Source organism: Nostoc sp. (assembly GCF_036919595.1).
Taxonomy (GTDB): domain Bacteria; phylum Cyanobacteriota; class Cyanobacteriia; order Cyanobacteriales; family Nostocaceae; genus Nostoc.
In genome coordinates this window covers 104,039-122,460 of record NZ_JBALCO010000103.1, presented here as the reverse complement: position 1 = coordinate 122,460, position 18,422 = coordinate 104,039, and the positions used below count along the sequence as shown (strand labels likewise).

Genomic DNA, 18,422 nt, shown 5'->3' with positions numbered 1-18,422 from the left:
AAAATTCATCTTTTGCGATCGCGCTTGGCGGGTGCTTGCACCATCGCTCAATTGAGAGCATCCCCAAACATGATCACCAAAAGTGGACAAGACCCCAATTTATGTGCAAGTAACAGTCAAAGATTATCAACTCCAGTCCTCACAATCGTAAGCTCCTAAGTGTACCGCTCAAGAGATAATTTCTAACCAGCAATAGGTAATTTAGTCAATAATCAATAGTCAATAGTTATTATCATTTTTTCTAAATATCTAATTTTGGCTGTTACCAATTACTATATCTAAAGAGGTTAAATATCTCGTAAGAAGAGGTTTTACTAATGTCTATTTTAGCTATGGATAAAGAATAAAAAACTTACAAAGCTTTGGTAACTCCTATTTTTTTAATCCTCTAGATTTATCTATGGGATTTTATTTTATTTTGGAATCGGGTGCAGCATTATGAGAAAGCTACTGAGGCGAATTAGAGAAACTACCAAAGATGAGAACTTCATGCACATCATCGAAAACATAGAAGTGCTAGTTTCTAAAGCTCTATCTATTTTTATGGTAATTGTAATTCTGGTAGCGATGCCTATCGGCGGGCTACGCCTACGGGGATTTAAGAATATTTATTTTGAAAGAGCTATTTACAGCGCCTTATGCAAGGTTTAACACAACATTGTATAAAATTTTTGGGCTATTTTTGAATGTTTTAATTGCTTTAGAAATTTTAGAGAATATCACAGCTTATTTACGAAAACACGTTTTTCAAGTTGAATTAGTTATTGTCACATCTTTAATCGCTGTTGCCAGAAAAATTATTATTCTTGACTTATAAAAAGTTCCAGGTATTGATATAATTTGTTTAGGAATTGCTATTCTTGCCCTCTCAATTAGTTATCTGATAATTCGTCTAAGTAATTCCAAAAATTAATGTTAAAAATAAAGACATAATAAGCTGTTTTCAAGCATAAATGTACTTAAAGATAGGTAAAAAGAAAAATTTTGCCAATATAGTATAGTAAAATTGATGCTTAAAATTAGCCTAAACAGTATTTTAGACAAATAATTAATGTGCGATCAATAGAGAAGCCTTATTTTTAATTCATAATTTATGTAACTGAGATATAAAAATTATCAATGATTAAAAATCCTTAATTTTGAATGCTTGAATTTTGAATACTTACTTATGGCATATTTCTTTGAATTCGAAGCAGACTTTGTTGATTCTCTGCGTTGCATCCCCATGCAGATGCGTTGTAAATTAGATACCTGTGGCATCAAGCTAAAATTGTCTGATTGGAATCAAATGACTACAGCAGAGCGTCAAGCTTTAGTCGAATTACCTTGCACTACAGAAACGGAAATTCAGTCTTACCGCGAACATATCCAGGAATTAATTTTACAACGCACGGGTATAGCAACTACAAAATTGCCCATCGAGCCTCATCCTGCATGGCTAGACTCTGCCATTGTACCAGCCAGCATCCAGGAAAAAGCTGAAGAAATAGGTGTTACCATGACACAGCAACATTGGGCAGCTTTAACGCCGTTACAGCGTTTTGCCTTGATTAAACTCAGCCGCCCAGGACATGAAAATAAAAACTTTCCTAAAGCGATCGCAGAATTCCATTTGCTTTAATTAGTCAATAGTCATTAACAGAACAAATCTGTAAGATGAATTACACTTTGTTAACTTGCCGCCCTAAAATGATACATTACAGCACAGTTAGTGCCGTAATGTATCAGAAATTACCGGATAGGCTAACGCCTAACGTAGCTGACTCTAAATTAATATTTATTTTATAAACAACTATTAACTATTGACTAATAGGTGAGGGTAACAAAAATATGGCTGCAAAAAAACTTTTGATGCTTATTGGGGACTATGTAGAAGATTATGAAGTAATGGTTCCTTTCCAGGCGTTGCAAATGGTGGGACACACTGTCCATGCAGTTTGTCCCGACAAAAAAGCTGGCGACAAGGTGCAGACGGCAGTTCACGACTTTGAAAAAGACCAGACTTACAGCGAAAAACCCGGTCACAATTTCACTTTAAAAGCTACGTTTGCAGAAGTAGAAGCGGCAATTTATGATGCTTTAGTCATTCCCGGAAGACGAGCACCAGAATATATCCGTCTAAATCAACAGGTGCTAGAAATCACCCGTCACTTTGCCCAAACGAATAAACCTATTGCTGCCATCTGCCACGGCTTGCAGTTATTGGCAGCTGCTGATGTACTGCAAGGCAAGAGATGTACTGGGTACCCTGCTTGTAGCCCAGATATCAAGAGTGCTGGAGGGATTTATGTCGATATCCCTGTTAATCAGGCAATAGTTGATGGTAACTTGGTGACAGCACCAGCTTGGCCTGCTCACCCCCGTTGGCTAGCAGAATTCCTCACAGTACTTGGAACTAAGATTGAACACCCAGAACTGGCTACAGCTGTTTGAGGCAAGATACGGGAAATCTTTTGATTCAATCTTCGGGGCAGTTTCTTTCACTACTCCCTACTCCCTGCCCCGATGGAGCTTAGTCAATTATCAGTGGCAAAAACAACAGACAATAGACAACTGAAAATCATATAGTTTTTTGATGAAACTATATGCAGTAAAAACTACTATTTTTTGATAAATTGCCGTGGGTTTAATTTGCAACTAGGATGTCTTGAGTACAGCACCGATACAATCTGATTTATCCGCCTAGCAAGCCAGGTTTAGGACAAACTCTCAGCAAATGGAATACTTATTTACATTAGGTGAAACAATTTGAAATTTTGCATCATAAATTTTAAATTTCTTAGCAGGAAGTGAAGCTATAGTGGATTTAGCAATGCTGCTGTTAATGTGGCTAAGGTTAGTCCTGCTGCCAAATTATATGAAGAATTAGTTTAGAAACGCACTTCTTATCGATGACAGGCAAAAACGCAAGACATAATGCATTTCTGCGGCTAGTGTCTGGTAATGGGGCAGCTTTTGAATCAGAATCTCGCTACTCGCTGCCCCCCAGTAAAGAGATGGTAATTGGACGCGACCCCAGCTGCCAAGTTGTCTTGGATGCCATGACGTATCGAATGGTATCTCGTCGTCATGCAGTGGTTCGTCCCCTCTCTCTATCCCCAGATAGCAAATTCAGCTGGGTGCTTTGTGATTTAAATAGCGCTAATGGCACTTATTTGAATGGACAACGCTTGTATGAATGTCAGGAACTGCACCCAGGCGATCGCTTTTCTCTAGGTGCTGATGGTCCACAATACGTTTTTGAGTACGAGTTTACCTACCAAACCCCGGCCACAACAGTTAACCAAGTTACATCATTACCTTCGGCAACAAACTACCACAACCACACGCAATTAAAGCAGCCAGATTCTGTTAGCTTCACACAGCTTTTTCCGATTATTTCTACTGGTAAGGATTTAACTCGTAAAGCTTACCTCATACCGGGAATACTGACCGTAATTTTTGTAGTGCTAATGTTTGCTACAGTTGGTCAGCCCCGAGCTAATCAAGTGATCGTAGCAAGTTACATCGCCTTCGCTGCCTACTATTTTGTTTACCAACTTTGCGGTAAACAGAAGCCTTGGTGGGTGCTAATGGGTGCGGCATTGGGTACAACGCTGATTTTACTCAGTCCGCTGCTGGATTTATTTATCTTTGTGTTTCGCATCCTACCTAGAAGCTTGCCCTTACCCCAAGAATCTATTACCTTCACAGAGTTGCTGGTGCGGATGTTTTTTGGAGCTGGGTTGATGGAGGAATTACTCAAGGCATTGCCTGTACTAGCAGCGTTTGCCATCGGTAGAATGTTGTCTTCACCTTGGCGGGAACGGATAGGCGTTTGGGAACCTCTAGATGGTATTCTCCTGGGAACAGCTTCTGCTGTGGGTTTCACTCTATTAGAAACTCTCGGTCAATATGTACCAGATATCACTCAAAATGTCGCGCAACAGGTGGGTACAGGCGCTGCTGGTCAACTGGCGGGTTTACAGCTGCTAATTCCGCGAATTTTAGGCTCTGTAGCCGGACACATGGCTTATAGTGGCTACCTGGGTTATTTTATCGGGTTGGCTGTCCTAAAACCCAGTAGAAGTTGGCAAATTCTTTCTATTGGTTATCTTAGTGCCTCTGCTCTCCATGCCCTGTGGAATGCTACAGGATCAATTAATGCCTTGCTGTTGGTAGTTGTAGGGGTGTTATCTTACGCCTTTTTGATGGCGGCAATTCTCAAGGCACGAGCGCTGTCACCGACGCGATCGCAAAATTTTGCTACCCGATTTCTGGGCCCAAAATAAGAGGGGAGGGAGTGTGGGAGAAATAATCAATGTCTAATGATTTTTGAATATTTATCTCTTGGGATAGATGGCCTAGTTTCAAAATTAGCCCACTGTAAATCTATACTGGTACAGCTATACCTAATAAATAAAGATCATTAAATCTCTTGAAAAAATCTTGATTTTCGACTCTTTCTTTGCGCCTCTGCGTAAGACAAACCAACATCTTTCCAAAAGACGTCTCTGAACAGAGTGAGTACAAAGGGGGGGCTACGCGAATACAGCGCCCGATGAAAAAAATTTAGCTTTCTCTACTTTTCTATTCTCTGTCACCTCTCACCTGTCACCTGTTGCCTATTTAAGATTGAGACTGAGACTTGTTGAGTTGAGTAAAAGCATAGTAAGCGATCGCTAAACTAACCTTTGCTTTGTCTACTTCTGATAAAGCTGTCCACTCACTATTGTTAAGATTACTAACCGCAGATGACGCGTTTTGTGATTCGCTACTCCGCATCGCGTAAGCAAAAGGACGAGCCAAAACTAAAAGGTCCTCTGTTCCCCAAGTTGGTAGTACTGTCTGAACGCATTCAACCAGTTGGTCACCTATTGATTGCTGGACAGCAAAAATTTCAGCAGCTTTGGTAGCGATGGTGTTGAGCAATCCTTGAGGGATACAGGCGGCAAAACTAGTACGTAATGTTTCTTGAAGATTAAGCACTACTGCCTGTTGTAGGTTGCTATTGTAGTCTGGTACAGAAGCAATACCAGACCAAAGTGTGTCTAGATGGCTATAAAAATCTTGCGATCGCGTTGTCAGTTCTTCCTCAAGCAAATCTTCCATTCCAAACTGTTGTTCTAACTCGTGAAAATAAGCTTCTGACTCTTCATCCGCTGGATTCCAGGGATATGTAGCATCGTCTGGTTCCAGTAACGCTTTTAATAACTCTAAATTTATTTGAGACGGCAAAGAAGAGTAAGTGTCTGAGCCGTTAATTTTATTAGCCATTTTTTCTTACCTCACAATTATTTGGTGGTATTGACAGCTACAATTCCCAAGAAGAGATTTCCGCAAAAACAATTGATTTTTTCTCTATTAAAAATAGATTATTTTAAAGGCTGATGCTAAAGACCAAAATACATTTATGCAATAGCCCTGCTATGAGTTTTCAATAATAAACTCCCAGATTTCACCTTTAGGACTTCCAAACTTTAACTGTATTCCCGATTTCAAAGGGACTTCCTCTCGGAGGATTTGTTGCCAGCCATTAGGCCCTAAAAACCAGGTTGTCCCGTAGGTGGAAAAATCTTCTAAGTAATAAGTTCGCAACAGTGTAGCATCAGTAAGAGTATCGCGGCAGAAGATTTCGGCGTGGCGTTTGGATATAGATGGTTCCGGAATGACAATCTCATTATCTTTCGTGCGGCCGATGCGGGTGACTCCATAAGGCAGTAACCAGGTTTTCCCTTTTGAGGTGAGTGATCGCAAAGAAGCAGTTGGAAGCGCAGAACCTACATCAGGGATGGCTGTGTCTGGTAGTTCGGTAATCCCTTCATCCAGATTTTTAATGAGTTCACCGTCAAAATCTGGATGCAGGTAGAGAACAGGCAAAGTCCAAGCAGGTTGATTAAATTTATACAATGTTAATAACTCTTGCCTAGCCAGTGCTACCGCTTCATCAATTGGTTTGTGCGATCGCAAAGCTTCGGTAAAGGCTTGAATAAAACTGTGGCTTTCGTGGTCAGCAATTTCATCGCGCATCCCCAAAACCGCAGGCACACCATGACGAATCAGTACTTCTGCTAAACTGCTAGCAGGTATAGCTTGATGATTGATAGCAGCTGGTTGTGCGCCCCAACAGGCGTTGAAAACCGCTAGTTTCACACCTGTACGAGTCAATACTTGTGCCAATTCTATCCCATTCAAGGGCATGTCTGGTTGCAAAAACAGTAACCCCCCGTCTGGGTCTGGCAAACCATGTCCAGCGTAAAAGAAAACATTGTATGCTCTGGTTTCTAATTCTTGAATCAACTCCTGTGGAGTTGGTTGTATGAGTTGATTCACTATACAAGGTGCATATCTTTGGGAATTACCACCCACAGGCGTATCTGCAAGAGTTTGCTGTAGGATAGCAGCTTCTTGTTCCAGTTCCAGGTTTTCATCATGACCTAAAACCAGCAGGATACTTAGAGCCTGGTCAGTTCGCAAATACGGTAAGGCATCAACTTCACTGCTGGTGCGACTAAATAGCAAATCTGGGGAGAGAGACATAGCGGATTGACCAGGCTGACGCTGCATAATTTCCCAAGGCAGAGCGATCAGATCCGGATCACGAATTTCTAGTCGAAAGCGCAAACGTGTATTCTTACCCATAGCAATACCGCGACTGCGTTCCAGGCTACCAAGAATTTGCTCGTCGAATACCCAGCGCCATAAATTCATTCCTAAGTGTTGCATCAGACGACTGCTGTAGGGGCCAGTGGTTTGACCTGAAGGTGGGGAAATCCAATCTATGGAGAATGGGTTGAACTTTTGAGATGTTGAGTTTGGGGAAATATCTAGGCGACTATGACCAGCAAACATCTGCTGCCATTCTTGCCAGACTTGATTGACTTCAACAGGCCATACACAGTCACGTAAAACGTAGCCACTTGGATAGGGAGCCTTGACCACCCAAATGGCGAAGTTGTCAGTGCCAGTGTTTAAGAGACGGGCGATCGCCAAATTCAGGGATGGCATGGATTCATTAAACTAAAAGCTAAAACAAATAATTTAAAATAACAATTCTTCAAGATGAAAATTTTCTACTTTTTGACCTTGTAAGTTTTTCTTTTGGTTGTTACCTGTTATTATTCCAGGTTTTTACCAGTTTATCGAGTATTTAACTAAGTTGGACTAGTGTCAGGTGATGGAATCGCTGGCGGTTGGATGACGGTTCTACATGGATTTGGTACGTCTGATTGTAAAACAGATACCCCAAAGCGTTTGAGTTGGGATAAGTCCAGCAATACTGTTTTCTCTGTTGACGGCAAAGGTTTTGAATTTAGTGGAATTGAGGAAGTTACTGCTGGGTTACTAGTATTAGCTGGAGTTTGCGTGCTTTTATTGGCACAGACTCGCATAGACACCGAATTACCAGAAGCCGGTTTGGGATTTGGTTTTGTGTTGATAACTTCTAAAAAAACTCCAGGGGGAAGCGATTGGTTGTTTCCCAAAGAGATTTGATTGTTGGTTTTAATTACCCAGCCAGGAGAAAGGTTAGCAAGCGATCGCGGTGCAGATGTCGCTTTGATGGTAGGGTTTGGAGTTGTTGTCGGATTGGAAAAAAATGGAAATTGCCATGATTGCGATCGCAGTTGCTTCACGAGCAATCCTAAAGAACCTGCTGCTACCACAACTATTAACAAAACTATCCACTGTAGCGGTAAACTGCGAGTTTTAGCATGCTCAGTGTCTGGAATGACCTGAGTTTTGTGGTTGGGGCGAGCTAAAAGTGTCGGATCTGCTGCTCTCGACACTAAATCAACAGTTTTGGCAGAATAACTCTCTGGAATGACGACTTTGATCGTGATTTCTGGTTCCCAGTACTGGACTTGATAGTGGACTAAAGCGACGGTGACATTATCGTGTCCATTTTTAGCATTAGCGATTTCAACTAATCTATCCGCAACATTTGCTATATTTGCTTCCCCAACTAAAATCGGCAAGATTTCTGTTTCCCAATATTCTTCCACCCGATCAAAATCACTCAAACCATCAGATGTGAGCAGAAAAACAGCATCTTCGTCGAGCATAAACCGTCCAGATGTGGGATGCAATGAAGTGCTCGGTCCCATGCCCAAAGCTTGAACTAGAGAGCCAGCAGCACTCTGTTGTACAGCCTCACGATAAATGGCATAACCTAGCCGCACCTCGCGGGAAGCAACATCATCGTCGAGGGTAACTTGATAACAGCCGTGGCGGGTAATCCAGTAAGCACGACTATCGCCAACGTGGGTAATGTACATTTCATGTGCAACAGGTAATGCCATGACTAAAGTTGTACCCATGCGTTGACGCCCTTGACGATTTTCACCGTCATTGCGCTGACTAATTTTATCATTGGCAATTGCCACTGCCTTTTCTAAATCATTAAGCAGGAGTGAGGGGTCTATGTGGTCGTAGGGAACTTTTGTTAGTTGCTGTACCTGCTGCTGGATCGTTTCAATCGCTAAATTTGATGCAACATTGCCACCCTCATGTCCACCGATGCCATCACAGACAATTGCTAAGGCTGTTGGCTGGGGTGGTTTGCTGACAATAGTTCCACTGGGTGGGCTACAGGCATCTTCGTTCCGTTGGCGACTTGGCCCAGTGTCGGTTTTGGTGATGATTTTGATCGTGGGTGTTTGCGATCGCCCTAACCCAGCTAATCCCCCATCTAAAACTGTGATTAATTGATCGGTTGAATTGATCTCTCCCTGAATTAAGGAAAGGCTAATGTGATCAATAAATTCAGCTATGGCTGGTTTGGCATCACTAACCAACTGCTGCCAGAATCCACCTAATTGGGGCAATTCTGGTGATGTTGCGGCATCAAAACGCAATTCCAACAAACGGACTAATGATCCTTCTACCCGTAATACATATGAGTCAAGCAAGCTAGAGGCGACACCTTCACTCACAAGAGGTTGCCACAGATGAGCTATTTGCCATAACCAATTGAGTTGGCGCATCGATGTAGCATCACGCCAAGCGGTGGTTAACTCGCTGCCTAACTGCACTTGTTGGATTGTGTCATCTACTAATAGTGGCGGTTTTTCTAAGAGTAATATTTCTTGATCGGGGAGGCTATCAGCTAGAAATAGCACTCCATATACCTGTGGTACGTGTAAACGGTAGGGAATGAGTCTTAGGTAAGCTTTTAGAGGCTGTAAATTATCTAACTCAGGCGTTAGCGCCAATAAACCAGGCTTCGTATCTAAAAGAACAGATTTCTCAAGGACTAAATAGCGATCGGCTAATATTTCTCCAGGGCTACCCACACTTGGGCCATCTACCACAGCCCAGAGGTAATTTTTCGGTAGGGGCGTTGAGCATCGCTGGCAAAACTTGTGAGTCAGGGGGTTGGCAGCCTGACAATTTTCATTTGGACAGTGGAGCGTTGCCGCGTCATTTTCCATAGTTTTCGCACCGATCAGCGATTGGCAATTTCTTTAACAGCATTAGTAGGGACAATCTAGACCGCTCATCTTCTTAAACTTGACATACCCAGACTTTAGATGATGATTTTAGCTGGTGGATATCAGCAGGTGCAAATACTTACTTATCCAAAAAATATGCTCCCAAGTCAACCCTACAGCCTCATCATAGCTTGTATTGCTCTGTGACTCTCTATCGCCAAAGCAACTAAATCCAACCCTGTTACCAAAGCATAACCCAAGCATAACTGCGCTATTTGCTTTTGCTGAATTACCCCATCATCAAGAAGTAGATGATGTTAGCATTTATTTAGTTTATAAGTAGGATAGCAACAATTAACTTTAATTAAGAATTAAGAATAGCAAATATAATAATTTTGGCAAAAGTACCTGACGAATCAAGAAAACCTCACTTCTATTTCTCTTTCCTACTAGGAGGAGCCACTGCGTTGGGGAGCCAGCGCTCTGGAGAAGGGGTTTCTACGGCACTTGACGGCAGTTGCTTCAAGATAGTCGGGAAACCGCAAGGGTGCACTGCCTCCTTTATGCCTCTTAAGCCGTCCACCGCAGGCAGTGGTTCCCCATGAGCGACTGGCGTCCGGCGAGCCACTCGTGGCGTCAGAGAATTTGAATTTTCCCCTTTAAAGCGTCGGTAAAGGGGTTAGGGGGCTGAGTTTTTCGTGGGCTTTTGCAGATGACCTGAATTGTCAAAAGGGTTCAGCCAGCCTAGCCTGCTACTAACTCATTCGCTTATTGTTTGTCGTTAATTGCAACTTGGGGAACTCCCATGCTGTAGTTGGTAACGCGGGCAGAAAGATTGTAGCTGATTTCGCCGAGTTGCAGGAGCGATCGCAGATAATGCTCTAAGTCTGACCCCACACGGCGCAAGTTATAGTCTGTGAGGTCTGCGCCACTAGATGCTTCCACTAGTTCATCAAATTTTCGATAAACTTTTTGCAGCGCATCTTCATTCCAGTTAAATTCGTTATCTGGGTCAACATCTAATGTTAAAACCTGTTGACTGGGAATCAGTTCGCCATCCCGGTCAATTTCGCCTGCAAAAATGCGGACATGCCGGGTTGTGGACTTGAGCAGCATCGGGTTATCCATAAAAGGGTGTAAGATTTGGGTGAATTACACTGAAATTATTGTAGCCGCAATTTCTGAGCTTGAATGCTCTCAATTTACAAGCTTTGAACGCAGTTTTAAAAGGGTATATTGAATGGGCATAAGTAAAAATATCACCTGTACTGACTAACTTACTACTTATGTTAGGAGTTGAAGACGCAGTTAGCTGCTAGTACTGACAGTAGTCAAATTATTTTCCTGTAAAAATTATTGGAGAGAGTGTTTTCATTTGGGGTATACAAACAAGTCAAAGCGGTCTACTAATCTTACCTACTGCTAAGATTTTTGTACTTTTCAAGCCCAAAAGCCAGTAGGGAAAAGCACTCAATCGGAATAATTTGATCTGTGTACGTTTTTTTATGGATAACAAAAGTTTTTACCTTAATGATTATGCTCATCAATTTATTCGGAATTTTCTATTGCAAAAAACGTACATCAAGTAATTTTACTGAATAGCGCTACATCCACCTCTGGCTTTAGTAAATTCCAAAAAATTAAGCGGTTTTACTTACGTATAAACACCAAAATTAGAGTAACAAGTAAACATGATATTGACGCTAACATAAAGTTGATGTAGAAACCTTTAAAAAGGTTGCACAACTTCTTACAGAAACTTTATTGTGTAGAATTTTAAAAACTGAATAATAGTTATGGCTTACCATAAGCTACATCTGGCACAGTTACATCAAAATCTAGACAGTGAAAATTTAGCTTGTAAATACAGCACAGGAGAGTGAAATGGAATACAAAGGTGATTGATGAAGAAAAATTCTTAATTCAAGCACTTTGGATTCAAAAGAGATATAAAGAATTTTTGCTTACCATCTACCTCCTTACCCTCATGACAACCAAGTAAAGGAATCTCAATAGCTATGAACTCCAAAGTATTACCACGCCAGATAAATAATCTTGAAGTAGGTGTTTATGAGTGCGAAATCCATCTCAAATTCCGGTTGATTGAGGAAAAGAGTCTATTAGGCGATCGCGAGCAACTATTACAGGTGCTACTTGATGCCTTGACTGTGGGTTCGGACGACTTTCTAGAGACGCTGCAAGCATCCGTTAAAGCGCAGGAAGTGTCTGAATTCAAAGCCTCACCTCAAATGCGACGCCAGCTAATGCGCTTGCGTAATCCTGCTGAAAATTCTCAAGAATAAAGGTATAATTTTATTAGGATAAACATGAATTGGGCATCAAATCAAATGTTGATCTCATACCCCAGTTGCGATAAAAACTAATCAGTAAGTAGAATTCATAAAATATTGTGATCTCTACTTTGTGAAAGTCTTATTTAGCAGCACAAAGTCCCAGGAACAGTTTCCTCTATTAAAAACTTTGTAGCAAAGGGTACTGGTAGAATCAGAGAGCAAATTCAGCCGGGTGCATTTTACCGAGTTTTTATCAAAACATTGCAGGAATAACAAAACCCTGTGTCTTTACAGATGGGAAATTGGACAACAGGCGCGAATCCAATGAAAACCTAAAAGACCAAAGTAAAAATAAATAACCTTTCTTTTAGCTTTTTGCTTTAGCTAAGTGCCTGATTTGCTGAAATACTTATGTTTTATCTATTACTGGTAATAGGTGATGGTTTAGCAGCCAGTTACCTATTACCAATTACCCACAGTCAAAAAACCTTTTAGAGGTTTTGCCACGCAAAATTGTCCCTCTCTGAGTCCCAAAGGTACAGACCTGAACTTTAGTTCAAGGCAGCGAGAGGTTCGTCGAACTTAGGTTGACGAAGTGGACGCGGAGAATACCAGAAGCGGGACGTAAAAAAAAGACAAGGGGAGTAAAAAAAGATGAGGGAGTGGGGGAGAAGATTAATAACCAATGACCAGAAAGAAAAAGGTACAAGCCCCTAAATTTATTTATGGAAAAAGAAAAAATGTATTTCGAGGCGTGCAATACAAGAAATACGGCGTCCTTGTTACAAGCCCCTAAATTTATTTATGGGGTTCAAAATGTTTGACTTTTGACTTTTGCGAAGGGGCTGACACCAGTTGCTTCTGCTGTCGGAGTCGCTACGCGAACAACGGATAGCCTCCCTTGCGCGTCTGGTAGAGAAGCGGTAGCGAGTCAGACGCTACGCACAGTCGGTAACGCAACGCTTACGAGCGTCGGGAACCTCCGCAACGCACTGGCTCCTCAATGTCTATTTAGCCAGACCGTGTTCTAGAGCAAAACGAACTAACTCTGTACGGCTATTGGTGCCAGTTTTACTAAACAAGCGGCTGACGTACTTTTCTACATTGCGGACGCTGGTTTCCAAACGACGGGCGATTTCTTTGTTCATCAACCCTTCAGCGACCAAGTTTAAAACACTTTGTTCTCTGGGAGTCAAATCAATTTTGAAAGGGGCTGGCGATTGGGAAATAGCACTTCTTTGAGTTAACAATGCCTTAATTTGGGCAATCTGATTGGCTAGTTCAGCAAGATCAGGGGTTTCAGCGTCATCTCCGGTAGTTGCAGCCTTAGCGGCGCGGCGGGCAAGCAAATTTTCGACTATAGCCACTAACTCGTCTGGATCGAAGGGTTTGGGTAGATAGGCATCAACACCAGCATGATAGCCTTGGATGCGATCGCCTGTCATACCCTTAGCAGTTAAAAATACTACCGGGAGTGCTTGGAAGCGGGGGTCTTCTCGCAGTTGCTTCAGGAACTGATAGCCATCCACCTGGGGCATCATGACATCGGAAATCACCAAATCAGGTGTATTCATCTGCATCCATTCCCAACCTTCGAGGGCGTTACTGGCGACTTGAACGCTGAAACCGCTCTCTTGCAAATAGTCTTTCACGGCTTCCCGTATCCCTGGTTCATCATCCACCAGTAACAATTGTGCTGACATTTAAAATTCCCTTGAGTTTACCTTTTTCCAATTTAGCGAAAGTTGACATGTATTGAACAATCTGAATTCATCTCTACTGCCCCCAAAGCTTTTAAAGTTGACACCTCGGCCTCAGTCAACCCTGTCGCAGCAGTAATGATCATGCCTTCATAGGGACGGGCTGGCCGTAAAGTTGTCCAGGATTCCCCTGTAGCAAGATCCCAGCAATTGATTGTTTCATCCTGGCTACCGCTGAGGAGAGTTTGATTGTCGTGGCTCAGACTGAGCGACCATATCCAATTTTGATGATTCTCTAATGTAGCAAGGCAGTCTCCAGTAGCAACATGCCAAATTTTGATGGTGCGATCGCTACTACTGCTAATCATCCGGCTACCATCAGCGGTGAACAGAATGCAGAGAACTTAGCTAGTATGTCTCTGAAATATCCGGTGACAGTTTCCTGTGTGAATGTCCCATAGTTTCACTGTCTGGTCAGCACCACCAGTGGCAACATATTGATGATCTGGACTGACGGCAACTGCCCAAACACGATTGGAGTCTGCTTCCCAAGTATTGAGACAGATGCCTGTCTCAACATTCCACTGTCCGTCAGATTGTCATCTAAAAAAGGTGCATGCCGCAGCGATCGCTAAATGACATACTCAAATTCTCCCTGTAATTGTTCTGCCAACTTTACTGAGAGTGCGGTTTTGCCCATACCACCCATACCCAGCAGTACTACCAGACGAGTGCGATCACGCACAATCCATTGGCTCAAGGTTTCTAATTCAGTTGCCCGTCCATAGAAGCGGGAAACGTCCATCGCCTCTCCCTAATCGAGGTAAGGCATGAAGGTTGGGGATGTGTTTGTGCGATTGTGCTGGTGTGCAGTTCGCTTCAGGACTCCGTGCAGATTATTCTTGGTAACTTTTTCACCTAAAGCTTGAGAGAGCGATCGCCATAGTTGCAAACCAACGTCTTTGATATGACCAGGGTCGTATGTGACTTCTCGCGCCATTTATAGGTAAGTTTTCCCTTCCCAGGCGTAGCGGAATACAATCTCTTGCGCTCTTGTTAAGCGTCCCCGTTCCAGTAAGCGCTCAACGAGTGTAATCGCTTCTTCAACCGTCATTTATATTTCCACGTAGAAAAATTATATTCATTACGATATTCTCACTATAGGTAAATTAGACAAGGGACTTGAAAGGTGCTGGCAGCGATAAACTCTACGGGGGTATAGACAATGACACTCTCAATGGCGGTCAGGAGAATGACACACTCTTCGGTGAAGGCGGGAATGACTTCCTCTATGGCGATGTTGGCAATGACGAACTAAACGGTGGTGATGACAGCGATCGCCTCTACGCAGGTATAGACAATGACCGTATTTATGGCGGTGTCGGAAATGACAAACTCTTCGGTGAAGACGGCTCTGACCTCCTCAAAGGTGATACTAGCAATGACGAGCTAGCGGGCGGGGCTGAGGCTGATAGTCTATATAGTGGGGCTGATGCTGACACTCTATACGGCGGTGCTGACGATGATAAGCTGTTTAGCGATTGGGGACAAGAGAGCGCTGACTCCGATTAATCAACCACAAAATTTTTGTTGGTTAATGACAATCCAGGAGATAATTGTGCAAATTGTTGCTGAGGCAATGCAGACCCACTGCCATCTGCGTCAAAGAACAATGCACCTGTAGACCTGTTATAGATAATACGCTCTTCGCTAGTGGTTGCAGATGTTCCCAAAGTAAATTGACTTGTCAGAAGTGGATGTAATGGCTCACCGTTTAAAGAAACAGATACCTCAATCAGGTCATTAGTGGGGTTGAAGTCATAAAGATTATTAACACCTCCGCCATATGGATTATCGAAAACAAAAGTATCACTACCTCTCCCACCTGTGAGAGTGTCATTTCCATAGCCCCCGGAGAGAGTATCGTTGCCATTGCTCCCCACTATGTTGTCATTGTTGTTTGTACCCTTAATGTATAATCCTTCGATATTCTTGTAACTAACCGTATTGGTTCCTACCGTAATCGATCCACTGTTAGTATTGGGATTGATTGTGGAAGTTATTCCCTTTGTAGCATTGCTAAATGTATAATAGACGAACAAAATATCGTCCCCATTTCCTCCATCTATATCGTGCTCCTTACCTGAATCTATCGTACCATTACTGTAATCGACGGACAAAAAATCGTTCCCATTTCCTCCATTGAGCGTATCATTGCCAATACCCCCTCCAAAGAGGCTATCGTTCCCATTTCCTCCATTGAGCGTATCATTGCCACTACCCCCCCCATAGAGGCTATCGTTTCCATTGCCCCCCAATATATAGTCATCCTTGTCCGTACCACCAATCTCTAATCGTTCAATATTCTTGTAACTAACGCTATTGCTCCCTGCGGTAATCACTCCACTAGTAGTACTAGGATTAATGGTTGAAGTGATCCCCTTTGTAGCACTAGTATAATCGACTCTCAACAAATCATCGTCGCCAGTCCCTCCATCTATGCTATCATTGCCACCATCACCAGTGGAGAGGGTATCGTTGCCATTGCTTCCCAATATATAGTCATCATAGTCTGTACCAAAAATATCTAATCGTTCAATATTTTTGTAACTAACGCTATTGCTCCCTGCGGTAATTGATCCACTGTTAGTAGTAGCATTGATTGTGGAGGTTATCCCCCCTGTAGTTTTGTCGTAATAGACTCTCAACAAATTGTCACCCTTACCCCCATCTATGGTATCATTGCCATCGCCTGCATAGAGAGTATCGTTGCCATTGCTCCCCAATGTATAGTCATCATAGTCTGTAGTGGAGATGATATTTAATTCTTCGATATTCTTGTAGGTAAGCAGATTGGTGGTGCCTGTAGTTATTGACCCAATGTTGGTAGTAGGATTGAAAGTAAAAGTGATTCCCTGAATCTCTGCATTCCACTCTAAAGTCAACAAATCGTCACCTGCTCCCCCATCCACCACTTGAGTCACTAAGGAATCTGTAGTAGATTTTATATAATAAGATAGTTGTATGGAATCATTGCCATTCCCTCCATTAAGAGTATTACTGCCAGAATCTCCATTTACTGTTGTATAAAGATTATCATTGCCATCGCCTCCAGAGAGGATGTTATTACCTGCTGAATCGGAAATATACAAGGTATCGTTACCAACGCCACCATCAAGAGTGTTATTACCTTTGTAGATAATGCCGGGGTCGTTGAAACTGGAGTTAGATATGTGGAGATTATCATTGCCATTGCCTCCAGAGAAGATATTATTGCCTGTTGAATACTCAGACGACAAGGTATCGTCACCATCATCCCCAGAGAGGATGTTATTGCCACTCGATGCTTCAATACTTAAACCATCATCACCAGCACCTCCCTTAAGGGTATTATTTCCCGATAAATAATTGTAAATTGTGATCTCATCACGATAGTCTGTATAGCCGCCAGAGGCGTTAAGAACATCATTGCCATTGCCCCCGTACAGCAGGTTATTACCCGTTGAAGCGGAATCAAAATCAAAAGACTTAACATTTAAGTAATCGTTACCAGCGCCTCCATTGAGGGTGTCATTGCCTACACCATCATTACCATCATTAAGGGTATCATTTCCCGTACCACCATCAAGGATGTCATTGCCCAAAGGATCATTAAGGGTATCATTTCCCGCACCACCCTCAAGGGTATCATTGCCATAGCCACCGTTGAGGAGGTTATCACCTGTTGAACCGCTAGCATTCAGGTAATCATCACCAGTACCACCGTCAAGGGTATTATTCCCCGCACCACCCTCAAGGGTATCATTTCCATAGCCACCGTTGAGGGTATCATTTCCTACACCACCTCTGAGGATGTCATTTCCCGCACCACCTCGGAGGATATCATTACCACTCAAGCCGTTGATGATGTCGTCACCCCCCTGACCATTAATCACATCATCTGAGTTATCAAAGCCGTTAACATTGTTGTCTAGGTCATTGAGGAAGGTGACTGTATTCTTATTAAAGATGCTGCTTTGAGTAGAGTCGGCATTGAAAACATCAAAGCTGTCCGTAATCTTACTTTCCCCATCAAACTCTATATTACCCAAGTCTACAGTGGCTCCAGTAGATTTGCTCAAGTTATCTAGGTTTTCCAGGGCAAAGTTTTGCAGAATGACTCTGGGATAAAATACACCTTCATTGATGTCATATATATCTTCAAAGCCGATTTCCAAATTGCTGCCATTCTTGGTCAGCAGCATATTTTGAGCAGTTAAGCCATCGCCCTGGAATTTTAGAGTATCGACTTCGGCAATGACTCCTGGTGTTGGGTTTATTCCTTTACCAATGCCACCAAAATCGGTAATGCGCTCAGTGTCATAGTCTGTGATCACAAATTCATCATTGCCACTGCCACCAGTTAAGATGTCTTTGCCCCCGTAACCTGTGATCGTATCGTTGCCTCCCTTACCGTTAATCGTGTCCGCGTTATAACTGCCCAGTAAGGTATCATTTTTGCTGGTTCCGATGATATTTGCCATCACTTTTACTTACCTAAATCAATTTTTTCAGTAACTTCAATTCTCAACCTTGACTTGAGTGCTGTTTTTGGGTACAAATAAACCGCCTCAATAATACATTTTCGCTATCCTTAAGCAACAGTAATCTTTCTCAAAGATTTACTCCAAGAATAGCTTTTACCTGATCCTATCTAACTATCTCTAACTATCTAATCCTTAAGCGCTGTACAAATTAATCAGCATGTGTATTCCCAATAATTGGTCTTTTTCGGCTAAATTAATTATTCTTCTGGAAAATCACTGAACAAGAATAATTAAAAAATCTAATGGTTGAATGCCTAGGATTCACACTTAATATTTAGTTAATTGCCAGCGTTTAAGTCCTACTAAAAGAAGAACTAGTCAATTATTGACTTGGAGTTTATTTTCTATACCTTTTTTCAGATAATTTTACGTAGATATTTCCGTTGAAAATAGAGAATATCTAAACAACCCAACACTTTATATACTATCGTA

General features: G+C 42.3%; 15 protein-coding genes and 2 pseudogenes. 7 read left to right on the top strand and 10 right to left on the bottom strand.

All coding sequences use genetic code 11. The features are described from left to right. The first annotated feature begins 438 nt into the window (after window positions 1-438). The 4 genes and pseudogenes from V7K21_RS16120 to V7K21_RS16105 all read left to right on the top strand — a co-directional run bounded on the left by V7K21_RS16120 (window position 439) and on the right by V7K21_RS16105 (window position 4,271). Window positions 439-913, top strand: a pseudogene (locus V7K21_RS16120) (phosphate-starvation-inducible PsiE family protein). A 255-nt stretch (window positions 914-1,168) separates the two neighbouring features. Continuing rightward, window positions 1,169-1,621 (top strand): nitrate reductase associated protein, encoded by a 453-nt coding sequence (locus V7K21_RS16115; protein ID WP_335175840.1) that lies wholly within the window; start codon window positions 1,169-1,171, stop codon window positions 1,619-1,621. 209 nt (window positions 1,622-1,830) lie between these two features. Next, a complete protein-coding gene (locus V7K21_RS16110; protein ID WP_335175838.1) occupies window positions 1,831-2,433 on the top strand; it encodes a DJ-1/PfpI family protein in 603 nt (200 codons plus the stop codon). Between the two features lie 458 nt (window positions 2,434-2,891). Next, window positions 2,892-4,271 carry a PrsW family glutamic-type intramembrane protease gene (locus tag V7K21_RS16105; RefSeq protein WP_335175836.1) on the top strand — a complete coding sequence of 460 codons (1,380 nt, stop codon included), beginning with the start codon at window positions 2,892-2,894 and terminating at the stop codon, window positions 4,269-4,271. Window positions 4,272-4,608: 337 nt separating this feature from the next. Here V7K21_RS16105 and V7K21_RS16100 read toward each other — a convergent pair whose 3' ends face one another. From V7K21_RS16100 to V7K21_RS16085, 4 genes are all read right to left on the bottom strand, one after another. Continuing rightward, window positions 4,609-5,256 carry a hypothetical protein gene (locus tag V7K21_RS16100; RefSeq protein WP_335175834.1) on the bottom strand — a complete coding sequence of 216 codons (648 nt, stop codon included), beginning with the start codon at window positions 5,254-5,256 and terminating at the stop codon, window positions 4,609-4,611. A 150-nt stretch (window positions 5,257-5,406) separates the two neighbouring features. Next, on the bottom strand, window positions 5,407-6,987 hold the full coding sequence (locus V7K21_RS16095; protein ID WP_335175832.1) for a CHAT domain-containing protein: 1,581 nt from the start codon (window positions 6,985-6,987) through the stop codon (window positions 5,407-5,409). Window positions 6,988-7,133: 146 nt separating this feature from the next. Beyond that, complete coding sequence (locus tag V7K21_RS16090; protein ID WP_335175830.1) at window positions 7,134-9,410, bottom strand: protein phosphatase 2C domain-containing protein; 2,277 nt, start codon at window positions 9,408-9,410, stop codon at window positions 7,134-7,136. A gap of 768 nt (window positions 9,411-10,178) precedes the next feature. Beyond that, window positions 10,179-10,538: an NAD(P)H-quinone oxidoreductase subunit M gene (locus V7K21_RS16085; RefSeq protein ID WP_334962111.1), complete on the bottom strand. Its 360-nt coding sequence runs from the start codon at window positions 10,536-10,538 to the stop codon at window positions 10,179-10,181. Window positions 10,539-11,428: 890 nt separating this feature from the next. Here V7K21_RS16085 and V7K21_RS16080 point away from each other — a divergent pair. Then, entirely contained in the window at window positions 11,429-11,713 is a 285-nt protein-coding gene (locus V7K21_RS16080; protein WP_335175828.1) for an Npun_R1517 family heterocyst differentiation transcriptional regulator, read from the top strand. Between the two features lie 818 nt (window positions 11,714-12,531). Next, entirely contained in the window at window positions 12,532-12,735 is a 204-nt protein-coding gene (locus tag V7K21_RS16075) for a hypothetical protein (protein ID WP_335175826.1), read from the top strand. Here the strand turns inward: V7K21_RS16075 and V7K21_RS16070 are convergent. The 5 genes and pseudogenes from V7K21_RS16070 to V7K21_RS16050 form a co-directional block, all read right to left on the bottom strand. Next, window positions 12,712-13,407 (bottom strand): response regulator transcription factor, encoded by a 696-nt coding sequence (locus tag V7K21_RS16070; protein ID WP_335175824.1) that lies wholly within the window; start codon window positions 13,405-13,407, stop codon window positions 12,712-12,714. The genes V7K21_RS16075 and V7K21_RS16070 overlap by 24 nt on opposite strands. A 32-nt stretch (window positions 13,408-13,439) precedes the next feature. Continuing rightward, window positions 13,440-13,772, bottom strand: coding sequence for a WD40 repeat domain-containing protein (locus tag V7K21_RS16065; RefSeq protein WP_335175851.1), 333 nt, complete (start codon window positions 13,770-13,772; stop codon window positions 13,440-13,442). Continuing rightward, window positions 13,746-13,970 (bottom strand): annotated as a pseudogene (locus V7K21_RS16060) (WD40 repeat domain-containing protein); the annotation flags it as partial. The gene V7K21_RS16065 and the pseudogene V7K21_RS16060, both read right to left, overlap by 27 nt. 65 nt (window positions 13,971-14,035) lie before the next feature. Further along, window positions 14,036-14,209, bottom strand: coding sequence for a hypothetical protein (locus tag V7K21_RS16055; protein WP_335175822.1), 174 nt, complete (start codon window positions 14,207-14,209; stop codon window positions 14,036-14,038). 9 nt (window positions 14,210-14,218) lie between these two features. After that, the gene (locus V7K21_RS16050) at window positions 14,219-14,404 is read right to left on the bottom strand and encodes a hypothetical protein (RefSeq protein ID WP_335175820.1); all 186 of its coding nucleotides are present in this window, start codon (window positions 14,402-14,404) and stop codon (window positions 14,219-14,221) included. A 182-nt stretch (window positions 14,405-14,586) separates the two neighbouring features. Here V7K21_RS16050 and V7K21_RS16045 point away from each other — a divergent pair, with 182 nt between their 5' ends. Next, the gene (locus tag V7K21_RS16045; protein ID WP_335175818.1) at window positions 14,587-14,976 is read left to right on the top strand and encodes a calcium-binding protein; all 390 of its coding nucleotides are present in this window, start codon (window positions 14,587-14,589) and stop codon (window positions 14,974-14,976) included. On the opposite strand, the gene V7K21_RS16040 is transcribed toward V7K21_RS16045, so the two are convergent. Beyond that, window positions 14,973-17,927 (bottom strand): beta strand repeat-containing protein, encoded by a 2,955-nt coding sequence (locus V7K21_RS16040; protein WP_335175816.1) that lies wholly within the window; start codon window positions 17,925-17,927, stop codon window positions 14,973-14,975. The genes V7K21_RS16045 and V7K21_RS16040 overlap by 4 nt on opposite strands. Between the last annotated feature and the right edge of the window lie 495 nt (window positions 17,928-18,422).

What these genes read in the sequence shown, in the direction of transcription:
- V7K21_RS16080 (WP_335175828.1), top strand. Translation starts at nt 11,429, where the DNA reads ATGAACTCCAAAGTATTACCACGCCAGATAAATAATCTTGAAGTAGGT.
- V7K21_RS16055 (WP_335175822.1), bottom strand. Translation starts at nt 14,209, where the DNA reads ATGGACGTTTCCCGCTTCTATGGACGGGCAACTGAATTAGAAACCTTG.
- V7K21_RS16115 (WP_335175840.1), top strand. Translation starts at nt 1,169, where the DNA reads ATGGCATATTTCTTTGAATTCGAAGCAGACTTTGTTGATTCTCTGCGT.
- V7K21_RS16070 (WP_335175824.1), bottom strand. Translation starts at nt 13,407, where the DNA reads ATGTCAGCACAATTGTTACTGGTGGATGATGAACCAGGGATACGGGAA.
- V7K21_RS16050 (WP_335175820.1), bottom strand. Translation starts at nt 14,404, where the DNA reads ATGGCGCGAGAAGTCACATACGACCCTGGTCATATCAAAGACGTTGGT.
- V7K21_RS16085 (WP_334962111.1), bottom strand. Translation starts at nt 10,538, where the DNA reads ATGGATAACCCGATGCTGCTCAAGTCCACAACCCGGCATGTCCGCATT.
- V7K21_RS16105 (WP_335175836.1), top strand. Translation starts at nt 2,892, where the DNA reads ATGACAGGCAAAAACGCAAGACATAATGCATTTCTGCGGCTAGTGTCT.
- V7K21_RS16100 (WP_335175834.1), bottom strand. Translation starts at nt 5,256, where the DNA reads ATGGCTAATAAAATTAACGGCTCAGACACTTACTCTTCTTTGCCGTCT.
- V7K21_RS16090 (WP_335175830.1), bottom strand. Translation starts at nt 9,410, where the DNA reads ATGGAAAATGACGCGGCAACGCTCCACTGTCCAAATGAAAATTGTCAG.
- V7K21_RS16110 (WP_335175838.1), top strand. Translation starts at nt 1,831, where the DNA reads ATGGCTGCAAAAAAACTTTTGATGCTTATTGGGGACTATGTAGAAGAT.
- V7K21_RS16065 (WP_335175851.1), bottom strand. Translation starts at nt 13,772, where the DNA reads ATGATTAGCAGTAGTAGCGATCGCACCATCAAAATTTGGCATGTTGCT.
- V7K21_RS16040 (WP_335175816.1), bottom strand. Translation starts at nt 17,927, where the DNA reads ATGGCAAATATCATCGGAACCAGCAAAAATGATACCTTACTGGGCAGT.
- V7K21_RS16095 (WP_335175832.1), bottom strand. Translation starts at nt 6,987, where the DNA reads ATGCCATCCCTGAATTTGGCGATCGCCCGTCTCTTAAACACTGGCACT.